15 protein-coding genes are annotated in these 15,324 nt (G+C 61.4%); 8 read left to right on the top strand and 7 right to left on the bottom strand.

Going from position 1 to position 15,324, the window contains the following annotated elements; genetic code table 11:
- Positions 1–105: 105 nt before the first annotated feature.
- A complete protein-coding gene (locus AC07PV_RS04460; protein ID WP_255594913.1) occupies positions 106–2,256 on the bottom strand; it encodes a TonB-dependent receptor in 2,151 nt (716 codons plus the stop codon).
- Between the two features lie 321 nt (positions 2,257–2,577).
- Positions 2,578–2,898 carry an SWIB/MDM2 domain-containing protein gene (locus AC07PV_RS04455; RefSeq protein WP_055402700.1) on the bottom strand — a complete coding sequence of 107 codons (321 nt, stop codon included), beginning with the start codon at positions 2,896–2,898 and terminating at the stop codon, positions 2,578–2,580.
- A 366-nt stretch (positions 2,899–3,264) separates the two neighbouring features.
- On the opposite strand from AC07PV_RS04455, the gene rraA reads away from it, so the two are divergent.
- Complete coding sequence (gene rraA / locus AC07PV_RS04450) at positions 3,265–3,780, top strand: ribonuclease E activity regulator RraA (protein WP_218338801.1); 516 nt, start codon at positions 3,265–3,267, stop codon at positions 3,778–3,780.
- Positions 3,781–3,812: 32 nt separating this feature from the next.
- Here rraA and AC07PV_RS04445 read toward each other — a convergent pair whose 3' ends face one another.
- Entirely contained in the window at positions 3,813–4,715 is a 903-nt protein-coding gene (locus tag AC07PV_RS04445; protein WP_370627733.1) for a DMT family transporter, read from the bottom strand.
- An 88-nt stretch (positions 4,716–4,803) separates the two neighbouring features.
- Between AC07PV_RS04445 and AC07PV_RS04440 the strand changes: the two genes are divergently transcribed.
- Positions 4,804–5,226, top strand: a complete 423-nt coding sequence (locus AC07PV_RS04440; protein WP_218338799.1) for a gamma-glutamylcyclotransferase family protein — start codon at positions 4,804–4,806, stop codon at positions 5,224–5,226.
- On the opposite strand, the gene AC07PV_RS04435 is transcribed toward AC07PV_RS04440, so the two are convergent.
- The gene (locus tag AC07PV_RS04435; RefSeq protein WP_492255210.1) at positions 5,227–5,484 is read right to left on the bottom strand and encodes a hypothetical protein; all 258 of its coding nucleotides are present in this window, start codon (positions 5,482–5,484) and stop codon (positions 5,227–5,229) included.
- On the opposite strand from AC07PV_RS04435, the gene aceA reads away from it, so the two are divergent.
- Positions 5,483–6,814 (top strand): isocitrate lyase, encoded by a 1,332-nt coding sequence (aceA, locus tag AC07PV_RS04430; protein WP_055402695.1) that lies wholly within the window; start codon positions 5,483–5,485, stop codon positions 6,812–6,814. The two genes, AC07PV_RS04435 and aceA, sit on opposite strands and share 2 nt — an antisense overlap.
- Before the next feature lie 142 nt (positions 6,815–6,956).
- Complete coding sequence (locus tag AC07PV_RS04425) at positions 6,957–7,589, top strand: hypothetical protein (protein ID WP_494629525.1); 633 nt, start codon at positions 6,957–6,959, stop codon at positions 7,587–7,589.
- A gap of 310 nt (positions 7,590–7,899) precedes the next feature.
- Here AC07PV_RS04425 and AC07PV_RS04420 read toward each other — a convergent pair whose 3' ends face one another.
- The 3 genes from AC07PV_RS04420 to AC07PV_RS04410 form a co-directional block, all read right to left on the bottom strand.
- Entirely contained in the window at positions 7,900–9,795 is a 1,896-nt protein-coding gene (locus AC07PV_RS04420; protein WP_494629524.1) for an ArnT family glycosyltransferase, read from the bottom strand.
- Positions 9,796–9,833: 38 nt separating this feature from the next.
- The gene (locus tag AC07PV_RS04415) at positions 9,834–10,226 is read right to left on the bottom strand and encodes a GtrA family protein (RefSeq protein ID WP_218297545.1); all 393 of its coding nucleotides are present in this window, start codon (positions 10,224–10,226) and stop codon (positions 9,834–9,836) included.
- Between the two features lie 169 nt (positions 10,227–10,395).
- The gene (locus AC07PV_RS04410; RefSeq protein ID WP_492807632.1) at positions 10,396–11,331 is read right to left on the bottom strand and encodes a glycosyltransferase family 2 protein; all 936 of its coding nucleotides are present in this window, start codon (positions 11,329–11,331) and stop codon (positions 10,396–10,398) included.
- A gap of 578 nt (positions 11,332–11,909) precedes the next feature.
- On the opposite strand from AC07PV_RS04410, the gene thrS reads away from it, so the two are divergent.
- The 4 genes from thrS (at position 11,910) to rplT (ending at position 15,290) form a co-directional block, all read left to right on the top strand.
- The gene (gene thrS, locus AC07PV_RS04405) at positions 11,910–13,829 is read left to right on the top strand and encodes a threonine--tRNA ligase (protein WP_492807630.1); all 1,920 of its coding nucleotides are present in this window, start codon (positions 11,910–11,912) and stop codon (positions 13,827–13,829) included.
- Positions 13,830–13,909: 80 nt separating this feature from the next.
- Complete coding sequence (gene infC, locus AC07PV_RS04400) at positions 13,910–14,518, top strand: translation initiation factor IF-3 (protein ID WP_492807827.1); 609 nt, start codon at positions 13,910–13,912, stop codon at positions 14,516–14,518.
- A 184-nt stretch (positions 14,519–14,702) separates the two neighbouring features.
- On the top strand, positions 14,703–14,906 hold the full coding sequence (gene rpmI / locus AC07PV_RS04395) for a 50S ribosomal protein L35 (RefSeq protein WP_056645539.1): 204 nt from the start codon (positions 14,703–14,705) through the stop codon (positions 14,904–14,906).
- 24 nt (positions 14,907–14,930) lie between these two features.
- Positions 14,931–15,290 (top strand): 50S ribosomal protein L20, encoded by a 360-nt coding sequence (rplT, locus tag AC07PV_RS04390; protein ID WP_005795139.1) that lies wholly within the window; start codon positions 14,931–14,933, stop codon positions 15,288–15,290.
- Positions 15,291–15,324: the final 34 nt, after the last annotated feature.

The following is a 15,324-nucleotide window of genomic DNA, read 5'->3' as shown; positions in this document are numbered from 1 at the left end:
GGGGCCTGATTGTGACTCCGCCCCAATGAAGGGGCGGTGTCGTTTCGTCAAAACATCGGCGCTTTCAGTGCGTCAGCAACGCACCACAGGCGCATTGCATGCGCGTCAGAAGCGCGTCTTGAGCGACAGCTGCACGGAACGCGCCGTGCCCGGCGTGTAGAAGCCGCGGTACAGGCCGTCCGCATAGGTGCGGTCGAACAGGTTGTTGACGTTGAGCTTCAGCGTGGTCTTGTCGTCGAACGCGTATTCGACCATGGCGTCCATCACCGCGAAGCCGCTGGCGTACACGGCACGCGAGCCTTCGGGGTTTTGCTTGCCGCGGTAGGTCACGCCCGCGCCCACGCGCACCTTGGAGGTGACGGCGTAGGTCGTCCACACGCTGCCGCTGTGCTTGGGCGTGAGGCCTGGGCGGTCGCCCTGCGCCTGGGCACCACCGCCGTTGGCGGGCACCACCACATTGCTGTGGTCGATCTTGGCCGAGGGGATCCAGGTGTGATTGGCGAACAGTTCCCACTGGGGCGTCAGGCGGCCGGCGAGGTTGAATTCCATGCCGGTGGCGTGGCGCTTGCCGGACAGCAGCTCTTGCTGGGCTGCGGTGTCGGGGTCGGTGTTGCGCTCGTTGTACTTCTGGCTGTAGAACGCGGCCACACCCAGCAGGGCACGGCGCTCGAACAGCTCGAACTTGCTGCCGATCTCGAAGTTGCGGCTCTTTTCAGGGTCGGTGTTGGCCGTGCGCGCCGTGCCGGCGCCGGGGTTGCCGAACTGGTAGGTGTCGCCCGAGGTGTTGTACGAGGTGCCGTACGACACGTAGTACGAGGTCAGCTCGGTGGGCTGGAACAGCAGGCCCACGCGGGGGCTGACCAGGCTGTCGGAGCGGGAGTTGCTCAGCGCGCCGGTGGCGTTCTTGTAGGAAGCCCTGAAGTTGTCGTAGCGCAGGCCGCCCACCAGCTTCAGGGTGTCGTTGATCGCGACCGTGTCCTGGAAGTACAGGCCCAGGTTGCGCGAGGTGAAGGTGTTCCACTGCACCGGTGCGCGGCCGTCGGCCACCCAGGCGCCATCGTTGGGCGAGCCCACGGTGGTGTTGGGGCGCGGCGTGGTGTTGGCGTAGTTCTGGTTGCGCTTGGCATCGTCGTCGTAGTAGTCGACGCCGGCCAGCACCGCGTGCTTGCGGCCGCCCCAGTTGAAGGTGTTGTTGTAGTCGCTTTGCACCTGCAGCACTTCGCTCTCGCCCAGGCGGCCCTTGGAGCCACGGGTCAGCACGGTGCTGCCATTGATCTGGCCCAGCGTGATGCTGCCGTTCTGAAAGCCGATGGTGCTGGCCAGCAGGTCGCGCTCGTATTTGCCGTAGCGCAGGCGCGTGGTCAGCTCGCCGTTGTCGTCGAAGCGGTGGATGTGGCCCAGCGTGACGTACTGCGACGAGGTGTCGTTGTGGTCGCTGGCCAGGCCGTAGTAGTTGCGGGCTTCGAGCGGCGTGTTGATCTTGCCGTCGACCACGCGCCAGGGGTGGTTGTACAGCGGACGGCCCTTGGATTCGAGGTAGTACAGGCCGATCGAGAATTCATCGCGCGTGCCGATGCCCCAGGCGAAGGTGGGCGCAATGCCGCGCTTGTCCTGCTTGGCGCCGTAGTTGTCGTACTCCTGCACCATGGCGTTCAGGCGGAAGGCCGCGTTTTCGCCGGTCTTCCAGTTGAAGTCGCCCGTGGCGCGGTGGAACTGGCCGGTGCCGAAGGTGTAGCTGGCTTCGTGCTGGTCGATCAGCAGCGGGTACTTGTTGACCTGGTTGACGATGCCGCCGGTCGAGCCCTTGCCGAACAGCATGGAGGCCGAGCCCTTGAGGACTTCGATGCGGTCGTTGTTGAACGTGTCGCGCTCGATCAGTGGAGCGTCCTTCATGCCGTCCACATAGATGTCACCGGCCAGGCCCAGCGAGAAGCCGCGCATGCGCACGTCTTCTTCACCCGTTTCGCCCGACTGGAAGGTCACGCCCGCCGTGGTGCGCAGCACCTCGCGGAAGTCGTCCTGGTTGCGGTCGTTCATGAGCTTTTCGGTGAACACCGTCACGGACTGGGGGATGTCCTTGATGTCCTGGTTGCCCTTGCCGACGGTGGTCTTCTTGAGCAGCAGGGTGTCCTTGCCTTGCACTTCGGCCGCTTCCTGCACCGTCACGGTGGACATGGTGGCTTCCGGTGTGCCGGACTGGGCCATGGCGCCCATGGAGGCGGCCAGCATCAGGGCGCCCAGGGGCAGCAGGGCCATGTCGGACGATGCGCCGGTGGCGGTGGAAACAGGGGATGCGGTTTGACGCAGCGCGGTGCTGCGGCGCTGAGCGCGTGATTTTGCCAAGATGGACTCCGTCGATGGGGGATGTGCTGATCGGCGCCCGATGTGCGCCGCAAACGAGCCGGATGCAATGACGCTTGTGAGAAATACGTCACAAAGTCATGCTTCTTCGTGCATCTTTATGTTACATCGAATGAGGGTCATTCTCATTTGCATTGATGTTTACACGCCACACTTTGCCTGGGTACGGACGAAAAAAAGCCGGCAGAGCCGGCTTTTTCGGGGGGCGCGAAGCGCTTACTTGACGTGCTTGCCAATGAGGCCGGCGAGTTCAAACATCGACACCTGGGGCTTGCCGAACAATTCCTTGAGCTTGGCGTCGGCATTGATGTTGCGCTTGTTGGTGGCGTCCTGCAGGTTGTTGGCCTTGATGTAGACCCACAGCTTGCTGATGATCTCCGTGCGCGGCAGCGGTGCCGAGCCCACCACGGCGGCCAGCGCGGGGCTGGGCGTGAGCGCCTTCATGAAGGCAGCGTTGGGGGTGCGCTTCTTGGCGGGGGCAGCAGCCGTCTTGGCTGCGGGGGCTGTTTTTGCCGGAGCTTTTTTTGCAGTTGCCATGTTGGGTTTTCCTTGTTGGAAGTAAATTTTCACCAGCGAAAACTAGGCTGTCCCACTGGCAGGCTGATGCTACTGGGAAAAAAACGCGTTTCCAAGGGAGAAACGGCTTTTTTTGCCTCGATTTGTAGCCGTGGCGCCGCGTGCGGGCCAATAAGTCGCGTGCGCGGCGCTCCTGCCTTGACAAAGCGGTGCGTGTGCACGCGTTTTCCCTATGGCGGCGCAGGCCTGGATGGCGTCCGGGAGGTCTGTATGACAATGCCGGAAGCACCACGGCGCCGGTGGCCCGCCCGCAGCTGGAAACGGACCGCTGGCGGCAGGCCCCGTCCCGTCTCTTTCCTTCTTTTCCTGTTTGAAAGGCCTTTGAAAATGACCGCTGCACTTCCTGTCAACACATTCAGCACCTGCGATTTCTGCGATGTGCACAAGGGGGACATGGGCGGGGCCTTTCGTGTGCTGCCCCCGGTCTTCCAGAGCTTTGGCGGTGTGGCTGCGTTCGCGGGCGCGGTCAGCACCGTCAAGTGCCACGAGGACAACACCCACGTGAAGGCCGCGGTGGAGTCGCCCGGAGAGGGCCGCGTGCTGGTGGTGGATGGAGGGGCCTCGCTGCGCCGGGCGCTGGTGGGCGGCAACCTGGCCGCCGCCGCGGCACGCAATGGCTGGGCGGGCCTTGTGGTCGATGGCTGCGTGCGCGATCTGGCCGAACTCAATGCGGCCGCCGTGGGCATCCGCGCATTGGCGCTGATGCCGCTGCCCACCGAGCGGCGGGGCGAAGGGCAGCGCGACGTCGCGGTGCAGATCCAGGGCGTCTGGGTGCGGCCGGGCGACTGGCTGTATGCCGACGCAGACGGCATCGTGGTCAGCGCGGGGCCCCTGGCTGCATGAACGGGGGGAGGCCGCAGGCCGTGGGCCGCGCCTCAGCTGGCACGCCGGCCCACGCGCAAGGCAGCGCGTGAGGGCAGGGTGGCCATCAGCACGCTGGCCAGGGCAATGGCAAATGCCGCCCATTGCAGGCCTGTGAGCGATTCGCCGAGCACCAGCACGCCCACGAGGGCCGCACTGACAGGCAGCATCACCGAAAAAACGCCCCCCTGCGCCGCCGGGACGGCCTTGAGGCCGGTCATCCACAGCCAGACCGTCCACACGCAGGCGGCCAGCGCGTAGAACACCAGCAGCGTCCACGTGCCCCAGCCCACGGCGGCAAAGTCGAATTGCCAGGCCGCATACAGGCCGAAGGGGGTGGACAGCACGAAGCCCCACAGGTTGATGAGCGAGGTGATGCGTTTGGGCCCGAGGCTGCCCGTGAGCTTCTTTCCGATCACCGTATAGGCGGCCTCGCACACCACGGCACCCACCAGAAGCAAGGGGCCCAGCCATGCCAGATCTTGCATGTTTTGGGCATCTGGCGCTTGTGCAATGTGCGCTGAATGCTCTTGTTTTGATAGCGAAAACAAGACAATGCCGGCCACTGCGCAGGCCACGGCCGCCCAGGTGCGCGGCGCGACCTTCTCGCGCAGGAAGACCCAGCCCATCACGGCCACCGCAGCGGGTATCGCGGCCAGGGTGACGCCGGCCGAGACGGCGTTGGTCAGGCTCACGCCGTACAGCATGCAGACGGTGAACAGGAAGTTGCCCAGAAACGATTGCAGAAACAGCAGCCGCCGGGTTTGCCGTGTGAGCGGGGGTTCCTCCACAGGCTTTCTGAGCCAGTGCAGCATCGCCAAGCCGCCAATGCCAAAGCGCAGCCATGCGAGCAGGAACACGGGCAGTGCCGTCGCCAGGGGCTTGGACAGTGCCACATAGCTGCCGACCAGCGCCATGCTGAGGGCCAGGCACACGTAGGCGAAGGGGCGGCTGGGCGTGGTGTTCACTAGACTGGTGATCGTTCAACGAAAAAGAGTGCGCATCATGCCCGACGAATCCGTGCCCGCCCCCCCTGCACGCCATGTCTTTGTCTATGGAACGCTGCGGCGCGGCGGCACCAACGACATCAACCGCCTGCGGCCGGCGCCAAGGTTCATCGGGATGGCCCGGGTGGCGGGCAGCCTCTATCACCTCGGGGGGTATCCCGGCATGACGCTGGGTGGAGGGCGGTGGGTGACCGGCGAGGTCTATGCCATCGCGCCGGCCCTGGAATCCGTTCTGGACGAGATCGAGGACCTGGGCGCCAATCCGAGCGACGAATATGCCAAGCGCGACATCGTGGTCGAGGTCGAAGGACGCAGCGTTCCCTGCCTGGTCTATGAGATCAACCCGAGGTATGTGGAGTCCGCCCAGCGCATCGCCGGGGGGGATTGGCTGCAGGCTCTGCAGCCGCCAGCCGATTCTTGATCAATCTTTTGCAATGCGGAAATTAGATTTCATAATTTGGAATACGATAGATGTTGCATTGCCGCAATTTTTCTCGATATGAGAAATCAATTTCTGTATTGAGAAATGTTGTGTGTAAGCTGTTGTTTTGAAAGAAGAAAATTTATCTCTTCTATAAGACATAAGAGCTTGCGCAGGTCTTATAGAAGACTTAAAGTTGTCCCCAAGGGCAGCACGCAGCAGCCCGGCGTTTTCAACCAACCCCTGGAGTGATCTCATGCCCCAATCCCTCAACGAACAACTGAGCCGCGAACAGCAAATTGCCGCCCTGGAAAAAGACTGGGCGACCAACCCCCGCTGGAAGGGTGTGAAGCGCGGCTACTCCGCCGCTGACGTGGTGCGCCTGCGCGGCTCGCTGCCCATCGAGCACACGCTGGCCAAGCGTGGCGCTGAAAAGCTGTGGGACAAGATCAACGGCGGCGCCAAGAAGGGCTACGTGAACGCGTTTGGCGCCATCTCCGCCGGCCAGGCCATGCAGCAGGCCAAGGCAGGCCTCGAAGCCGTGTACCTGTCGGGCTGGCAAGTGGCCGCCGACGGCAACACCAGCGAAACGATGTACCCCGACCAGTCGCTGTACGCATATGACTCGGTGCCGACCATGGTCCGCCGCATCAACAACACCTTCAAGCGTGCCGACGAAATCCAGTGGGGCCGTGGCATCAACCCCGGCGACAAGGAATTCATCGACTACTTCCTGCCCATCGTGGCCGATGCGGAAGCCGGTTTCGGCGGCGTGCTGAATGCGTTCGAACTGATGAAGAACATGATCCAGTCGGGCGCCGCAGGCGTTCACTTCGAAGACCAGCTGGCGGCCGTGAAGAAGTGTGGCCACATGGGTGGCAAGGTGCTGGTGCCCACGCAGGAAGCCTGCGAGAAGCTGATTTCCGCACGCTTCGCGGCCGACGTGATGGGCGTGTCCACCATCGTGCTGGCCCGCACCGACGCCGAAGCCGCCAACCTGATCACGTCCGACCACGACGCCAACGACAAGCCTTTCCTGACTGGTGAGCGCACGCAAGAAGGCTTCTACCGCGTCAAGAACGGCCTGGAGCAAGCCATCAGCCGTGGCGTGGCCTACGCCCCCTACGCCGACCTGGTGTGGTGCGAAACCGGCGTGCCGGACATCGGCTTCGCCCGTGAATTCGCCCAGGCCGTGCACGCCGCCTGCCCCGGCAAGCTGCTGTCGTACAACTGCTCGCCATCGTTCAACTGGAAGAAGAACCTCAACGACAAGCAGATCGCTTCGTTCCAGGAAGACCTGTCGGCACTGGGCTACAAGTACCAGTTCATCACGCTGGCCGGCATCCACATCAACTGGTTCAACACCTTCCAGTTCGCCCATGCATACGCCCAGGGCGAAGGGATGAAGCACTACACCGAGATGGTGCAAGAGCCAGAATTCGCAGCACGCGAAAAGGGTTACACCTTTGTGTCGCACCAGCAGGAAGTGGGCGCAGGCTACTTCGACGACGTGACCACGGTGATCCAGGGCGGCTCGTCCTCCGTGAAGGCCCTGACGGGTTCGACCGAAGAAGAGCAGTTCCACTGATCTGTGGTCAAGTGACACGAGGATTGAAAATCCTTGTGTCGGTGGTGTAGTTCTTCCCAGGACCACCAATCAGCATGCACCCCAGCGCCCGCTAAAGGGCTCTGGGGTATTTGTCACTTCTTCAACTTTTTTACGATTAACTGTGAGTCAAGAATTGAGAGGGCGCTTACTGCTTTGGATATCCGCTCTAGTTGATGCGCAATCCTGTCTAGAGTTGGCGGCGCGCATGCTGTATGCGGCGGAAGCTGACGCAATCTTGGCGACCGAAAGGGCTCAGCATCAGCATTATGAAGCGCAAACAGGGCGGCCATACTCTCGTCTAGTGGCTTACGCGGATGATGCTGTAGTGCTCGCTAGCTACGACCGCGTATTGCCGTTGCCGCGCGAATGTTCCGAGGCTGCGATGCATCTGAACAAACTGGCTGCGGTGTACTTCATGCAGCTATACAACAGCGGTTATGCGGACGGTGATCAAGTGGCGGGCAACAAGTCTCCAGAGATTAAGGCACTAAGAGAAGAACTTGAAGTAGCCGCGTTTCCTGTGCGGGAAGAACTGCTGCGATTTCGAAGCTGGCTAGCTGCGGTCGAAGATTTCCGCAATGATGCGGTAGCGCATGCACAAGGAAACGCATTTGCTGTGCAGCACAGGTCGCAAGGAGTTTCCATGACTGTTCCCGTGATGACGCCAATACAGTGCGTTGAGTTGAGCGAAGTTATTCAGCGTCTGCTGCCTGAGATTGAGAGAAGGTACCATCTCCTCTCTCCCGACTCTTAGGGCTACTCGGCCTAACGCGGCAGCTAGACGCTCGCATCCCCTCAAACTCCGGGATTCCATAGATTTTGTGTGACGTGACCGAGGTGATCCAGGACGGTTCGCAGCGTGAAGGCCCTGACGGGTTCGACCGAAGAAGAGCAGTTCCACTGATCCGGCGTCCCCCGCACAGGGGGATGGGGAGACAGCAAGACAAGAAGCCACCCTGCGGGGTGGCTTTTTTCATGGGGTTTCGCCGCAGCTTCCACCGCTCCTCGAATGGCAGGCGCAGTGAGGTGCCCGCTCTACGGGGCGAAGGTGGGCACTACCGCCGTCACGGCGCAGCTTGCGCGGTGGGCGCGCGGGCGATGGCCGACACATCGCAATCAATGGCGCCCAGCGTCGACGAGACGGTGGCGTCCGATGCGCCGGGAGGCAAGGCAAGCGTCCACTCCAGATCGTAGTAGTTGGACCCCAGGTACCTGTGGTGCGCGGATACCAGCGGCTTCTTGATGCTGGCGCCTTGGAGTACCCAGCTTTCTGGCTCCTGCATCGGATAGTCCCTGCCGCAGCGCAACGCCACGCGCAGGGTGATTTCCGGTTGGTGCGCAAGTGCGATAGTCAGCCCGCCTTCAAGCCGTGCCGGCAGGTACGTCATGTAGTCGAGCTTGCTGTCCGATGTGACACTGTGCGTGGCGATGCCGTTGATCTTGATGCCCAGCGGTCTTACTGCATGGATATCCGTCTCGCCGACGGAATCGACGATCTCCAGCCCCTTCGTGAAATCAAACCTCGCCGCATCCTGCCGGGAGTGGATGAAATAGTCCTGAGACTGCGGGGTTGCCGGGGCGCAGGAAGGCAACTGGAATGTCCTGTTCGTGGCATCGCGCACCAGCATGGAGCTCAGGCCTGCAATGTCGGCCTGGCATATGCCCCGGTCGGCCAGTGCTGTGCGCAGGTCGTTCAGGTATCTGTATGTATATCCCGGGATCTTGAAGCCCGCCTCTTCCAGCTTCGGGAAGAACAAGGGGGCCACCAGGAGGTCGTACTTTCCGCGTTTTTCAAGCTGGCCATAGAAAAGTACGTGCGCCGAAAGGACCAGCACGAAGGCTGCGACAGCCAGCCCGTGAAAGCGCAGGCTGGAGAGCCGCAGCCTGTCGCTTGCGCGTGCCAGCCCGAAAGCAGCCAGCAAGGCAAGCCAGGGGTGTATGACGTCCAGGTGCCAGAAGGCTCCCTGGCTCAGGAACGCCATGGACACCGCGAACCAGAGCACCGTGGTGGCCCATATCCAGCGAATGGTGCGGTCTGTGCGGCAGGCGGCGATGCTCAGCAGGAGTCCGGCCAGCATCACCGCGAGCAGGATTCCGGTGAGGCTTCTCAAGGGTGCTATGGCAGGCTCTATCGCCGCGATGGTGCTGTAGGGCATCAGGAGGACGTCGTGCCACTTGCCGACATCCAGGAGATTGGTGAGCCACCCCTGGGTGGGTTGCGCTGCGGCTGGATGGGGTGCTGTGGATTGGAGTTTTTCCACGATGCCTGACATGACGGCCCACAACGCCGTCATGCCGATGATGACGAACACGGTGGTGATCGTCTTGGGGCTTGAGAGCACACGAGGGTTCAGCAGCACGTAGGCTGCAAAACCCACGAGCAGCGGTGCGGCAGAGGGATGGATCTGCACCAGCAGGAATGCAACGAGGGGAAGTGCCAGCCAGTCGTGGCGGCGATGTTGCACGAGCTGGATGAACAGACCCAGAACCACGTTGCTGAGTGTCATGACCAGGGCTGGATTCCAGGCGCTGTGGGTATACAGCGATGAAAAGACCGGGAATGCCAGCACGGCGTAGGCAAGCGCACACCGCGGGCCGAAACAGGCGCTGATGTTCCTCCACAGGTACCACACCGACAACGCGAAGAGGATGCCGAAGGCGATGAATACGGAAACTTCGCTGTCCCGGATCAGCAGGGGGGCCGCTAGCAGATAGTAAAACCCGGGGGGCAGGCTCAGGCGTTCTCCAAAAAGTGGAGGGCCGCGCAAGGGCCATTCGCCGTTGTGGATCAGCTTCCGTGCAATTTCCATGTCCCTGATCTGATCCGGGCCGTGGAACGTGATGTCGTAAAAATAGATCTGGATCGCGCCCAGCAGCGCAATGAAGAGCAGTGCAATCCAATGACTCGGCGATCTGTCGGCAGATGGAGGGGGTGCTGTCGGCATGTCTTCTGTTTCCATGTGGATGTTCTTGGCAGACAGCTATCTGCCGTGTGGCATCAACGGGACGGGGCTTTCTGGGTGAAGGTCCAGGCGTTGTTCAGAACAAAATTGTTGAGTGCGACGGCGCCCACGGCGAAGAAGGCTCCCCATCCGTACCACAGGCCCAAATAGTCCGTGAACAGCTTGATGATGAGGATGTTCAGGCCCAGTCCGATCACCGAGACGATGCAGTACTTGACGAGCGATGCCCAATAGCTTCCGGTGAAGCCGAACGTCCATATCCTGTTCATTGCGTAGGAGATCAGCAGCGCCACCAGAAACCCGGCGGTGGTGGCGACGACAGGGCCCGCGAAATCGAATTCCACCAGGAGGAAGAGCGTGGACATGTGCGACACCGCCCCGATAACGCCCACGACGCCGTAGCGAAGGAGCTTTGATAGCTTTGGCATGGCAGTGGCGGGTATCCGTAATTGTGAGTGTGGGCTTGCGGGGCAGGTGGTGGCGGAAGGGCTGTTGCCACAAAGGTTTGTTTTCACCGGCCGTCTGCTGGCATGCCATGGATGGTGTTCCCGTGCCAGGCACAGTGGCGCCGCCCTGGCGGCACCGGTGCGTATCGGGTCAAGGCCCGTCCTTGGGCAGTTCCGTGGAAACGATGTATCGCGGGCGGTACTTCACTTCGTCATAGATGCGTGCCAGGTATTCGCCAATGATTCCCAGGCCCATCATCAGAAAACTGCCGATGATCAGCAGCAGCAGTATGACCGTGGTGAATCCGTCAACCGCCATTCCACTCAGTTTCATGTAAATGGTGTGCATGCCCAGGAGCACAGAGAAACACAGAAATACCGCGCCGAAAATCGTGATCAGGTGCAGGGGGAAGGAGCTAAAACTGGTGACTGCCACGGCCGCAAGGCGGATCAATCCGAAGACGGACCAGCCGGAGTCTCCAGCGACCCGCGGTTCCACTTCGAAGGGAATCTGGATCGAGCGGAAGCCCATCCAGCTCACCATGCCCCTGAAGAAAACGTTGCGCTCCTTCATGGTGAGATAGGCGTCGACAACCCGCCGGTCCAGCAGTTTGTAGTCTGAGGCACCCTTGAGGTCGTGGCCCGAGAACACCCTCAATATGAAGTAGAAGAGCTTGGCGCGTGCCGCAGACAGGCGGGTTTCGTCGCCCCTGTTCGATTTGACGGCCTCCACGATGTCGACCGTGCCGCTGCGCCATGTTTCGATCATCTGGGGTAGCAGGGAAGGGGGGTGCTGCATGTCTCCATCCATGATGACAACCGCCTTGCCCCTGGCGGCTTCCATTCCCGCGGAGACCGCGGCCTCCTTTCCAAAGTTGCGGCTCAGCTTCAGGGCCCTCAACTGCGGAATTTTCTGGGAGATGGCGCTGAGCTGGCCCCAGGTGTCATCGCGAGACCCGTCATCCACCACCACGATTTCCCAGGAAGATGCTGTCGCGCTGAGGAATCTATCCACTTCGTGCAGCGTGACGTGGATTCCCTTTTCTTCGCAGTAGACCGGGATGACGACGGAAATCTCTGGGTGCATAAACGTTCTCATAAGCCAATGGGCCCGTGGCGGCTGGTCTGCAGGGCGGGCGTGCGTTGCACGGGCTGAGCGCGCGGTCGTGTCCTGGCAAGAGCACTGGCGGCCCTTGCAGGCAAGTCAAGTCACGCGCCAATACACACGGGGCATCTTCGCCAGGCATCTGGGCGTGGTATCGCTGTCGTTTCGAATGCTGCCTGCGCTCGCGCGCATTACTGTCTCACATTTTGGCGAGCCGCCAGGCATCACGCGGTGTTCGCGAGCGCGGTGGCGTGTGTTTGCAACGCAACTGTGTGGCGCAAAAACCATTGAACCCCGGGTAAACGCCGGCACAAATGGAGGATCCAGGGCGGCAGGGGTAAAATGAAGGCAAATTCACTGCACAAGAGCGAGAAAGGCAATCTGGTTATGACACCGCGAACTACATCGGAGATGTTGACCGGCCGTTGAGGCTGGCTGTTCGCGCCTGCACGAGATTGCACACCTCCTCCAGAAAGCGCGGACCCGTTCCGCGCTTTTTTGTTTTTGGGCCTGGCGCGTGCCCGCACCCATTGCACTGATCGAAAAGAAAGAGTTATCCCATGATTCACATCACGCTTCCCGACGGCTCGCAGCGCGAATTCCCGGGTCCGGTCACGGTGGCCGAAGTGGCCGCATCCATTGGTTCGGGCCTGGCCAAAGCCGCCCTGGCCGGCAAGATTGGCGACAAGGTGGTGGACACCAGCTACCAGATCACGGCCGACAGCCCGCTGGCGATCGTGACGGCCAAGGATGCCGATGGGCTGGAAGTCATCCGCCACTCCACGGCCCACTTGCTGGCCTATGCCGTCAAGGAATTGTTCCCCGAGGCGCAGGTGACCATCGGCCCGGTGATCGAAAACGGCTTCTTCTACGACTTCGCGTACAAGCGTCCTTTCACGCCTGAAGACCTGGTGGCCATCGAAAAGCGCATGGCCGAGCTGGCCGCCAAGGACGAACCCGTGGTGCGGCGCGTGCTGCCGCGCGACGAAGCCGTGGCCTACTTCAAGGGCCTGGGGGAGCACTACAAGGCCGAGATCATTGCGAGCATCCCCAGCAATGAAGATGTGAGCCTGTACCGCGAAGGCAATTTCGAAGACCTGTGCCGTGGCCCCCACGTGCCCAGCACGGGCAAGCTCAAGTTCTTCAAGCTCATGAAGGTGGCAGGCGCCTACTGGCGCGGCGACCACCGCAACGAGATGCTGCAGCGCATCTATGGCACGGCCTGGACCTCCAAGGAGGAGCTGCAGCAATACCTCACGATGCTGGAAGAGGCCGAGAAGCGCGACCACCGCAAGCTTGGCCGCGAACTGGACCTGTTCCACATGGACGAGCATTCGCCGGGCACGGTGTTCTGGCACCCCAAGGGCTGGGCGCTGTGGCAGGAGGTGGAGCAGTACATGCGCCGCGTGTACCGCAACAACGGCTACCAGGAGGTCAAGGGGCCGCAGATCCTGGACAAGAGCCTGTGGGAGAAAACGGGCCACTGGGACAAGTACCGCGACAACATGTTCACCACCGAATCGGAAAAGCGCGAGTACGCGCTCAAGCCGATGAACTGCCCCGGCCACATCCTGATCTACAAGCAGGGCATCAAGAGCTACCGCGACCTGCCGCTGCGCTACGGCGAGTTCGGTGCCTGCCACCGCAACGAGCCCACGGGCGGCCTGCACGGCATCATGCGCGTGCGCGGCTTCACGCAGGACGACGGCCACATCTTCTGCACCGAAGAACAGGTGCTGGAAGAGTGCGCCAACTACACGGCGCTGGTGCAGAAGGTCTACAAGGACTTCGGCTTCACCGACATCATCTACAAGGTGGCCACGCGGCCCGAGGCGCGCATCGGTACCGATGAATCGTGGGACCGCGCCGAGAAGGCACTGATGGATGGCCTGCGCCATTCGGGCTGCGAGTTCGAGATCGCCGAAGGCGAGGGCGCCTTCTACGGGCCCAAGATCGAGTACACGCTCAAGGACGCGCTGGGCCGGCAATGGCAGTGCGGCACGATGCAGATCGACCCCAACCTGCCCGAGCGCCTGGACGCCGAGTACGTGGCCGAAGACGGCAGCCGCAAGCGCCCGTTGATGCTGCACCGCGCCACGGTGGGCAGCATGGAGCGCTTCATCGGAATGCTGATCGAGCACTATGCGGGCGCATTCCCGGTGTGGCTTGCGCCCGTGCAGGTTTCGGTGCTCAACATCACCGATGCGCAGGCCGATTACTGTCGCGAAATTGCTGCAAAGCTGCAAAAAGCGCTGCCGAATCAAGACCTTAGGGTGGCGGTCGATCTGCGCAATGAGAAGATTACGTATAAAATACGTGAGCATTCGTTGCAAAAGCTGCCATACATCCTCGTCGCGGGCGACAAGGAAAAGGCCGCAGGCGCCGTTGCAGTACGCGGCCGGGGCAATCGTGACCTCGGAGTGATGTCCATCGAAGCGTTCGCTGAGCTGATCGCCCAGGACATCGCCACCAAAGCCTGAGTTTGATTCAAAACGTGCTTTGTCGCATGCCAGCTGTGCGGTTGTAGCTACATTTTTTGTAGTATTTTGATTGAAGGAAGATAGCCATCGCTACTGAATTTCGTGATCGTCGCCACCGTGAAGAGCGCAAGCACCGCCTGAACCGTGAAATCATGGCCCCGGAAGTCCGTCTGTCCGGGCCAGAGAATGAGCCTTTGGGCGTGGTCAGCCTCATGGAAGCCCTGCGCATGGCAGGCGAGCTGGATGTGGATCTGGTGGAAATCGCTGCCACAGCGAACCCGCCGGTGTGCCGCCTGATGGACTACGGCAAGTTCAAGTACCAGGAGCAAAAGCGCGCTGCGGAGGCGAAGGCCAAGCAGACGGTGATCGAGATCAAGGAAGTCAAATTCCGTCCGGGCACGGACGATGGCGACTACAACATCAAGATGCGCAACATCCGGCGCTTCCTGGCCGATGGTGACAAGTGCAAGATCACGCTGCGTTTCCGTGGCCGTGAAATCACCCACCAGGAACTGGGTCTGGCGCTGCTCAACCGCATTCGCGATGAGCTGGCCGATTCCATCATCATCGAGCAGTTTCCCAAGCTGGAAGGCCGCCAGATGATCATGATGATCGCGCCGGGCAAGAAGAAGCCTGCTGCACCCAAGCCGGCAGCCGCTGAAAGCACGCCTTCGGGCAGTGCGGCCTGAGCGGTCCGCGCAGAAGAGACAGAGATTTGCCTGGGGTGGCCCGCAAGGGACACTTCCGGCGATAGGCAGTGCGAAGGCACTGCCGCACAGCCGGTGAATACCGGCTGAAAAAGTGGCTCGGGGCCAACAAGTTTGCAGATCGGTTTGCAAACGCCTCACGAGCACAACGAAAAGGAGCATTCACATGCCCAAAATGAAGACCAAGAGCAGCGCGAAAAAACGTTTCCGCGTTCGTCCCGGTGGCACCGTCAAGCGCGGTCAAGCCTTCAAGCGTCACATCTTGACCAAGAAGACCACCAAGAACAAGCGCCACCTGCGTGGTGCAGTTGCTGTGCATGAGACCAACATGGGCTCTATCGCACAAATGCTGCCCGGTGCTGGCCTTTAATAACGACGAACAAGGAGTACTCACATGCCTCGCGTCAAACGTGGTGTAACGGCCCGTGCCCGTCACAAGAAAGTTCTCGCCCTCGCCAAGGGCTTCCGTGGTCGCCGCGGTAACGTCTTCCGCATCGCCAAACAGGCGGTAATGAAGGCTGGGCAATATGCCTACCGTGACCGCCGCACCAAGAAGCGCGTGTTCCGCCAGCTGTGGATCGCCCGTATCAACGCCGCTGCCCGTGAACTGGGCCTGACCTACAGCCAGTTCGCCAACGGCCTGAAGAAGGCATCCATCGAGATCGACCGCAAGATGCTGGCCGACCTCGCAGTGCACGACAAGGCTGCCTTTGGCAGCATCGTGGAGCAAGTCAAGGCTAAGCTGGCTGCTTGAGTTCACGATGGGTGGCTATCTTTTTGATAGCTGC

The sequence above is a fragment of the Acidovorax sp. GW821-FHT09A11 genome (genome assembly GCF_059418365.1).
This window is presented reverse-complemented; position numbering and strand designations above follow the sequence as displayed.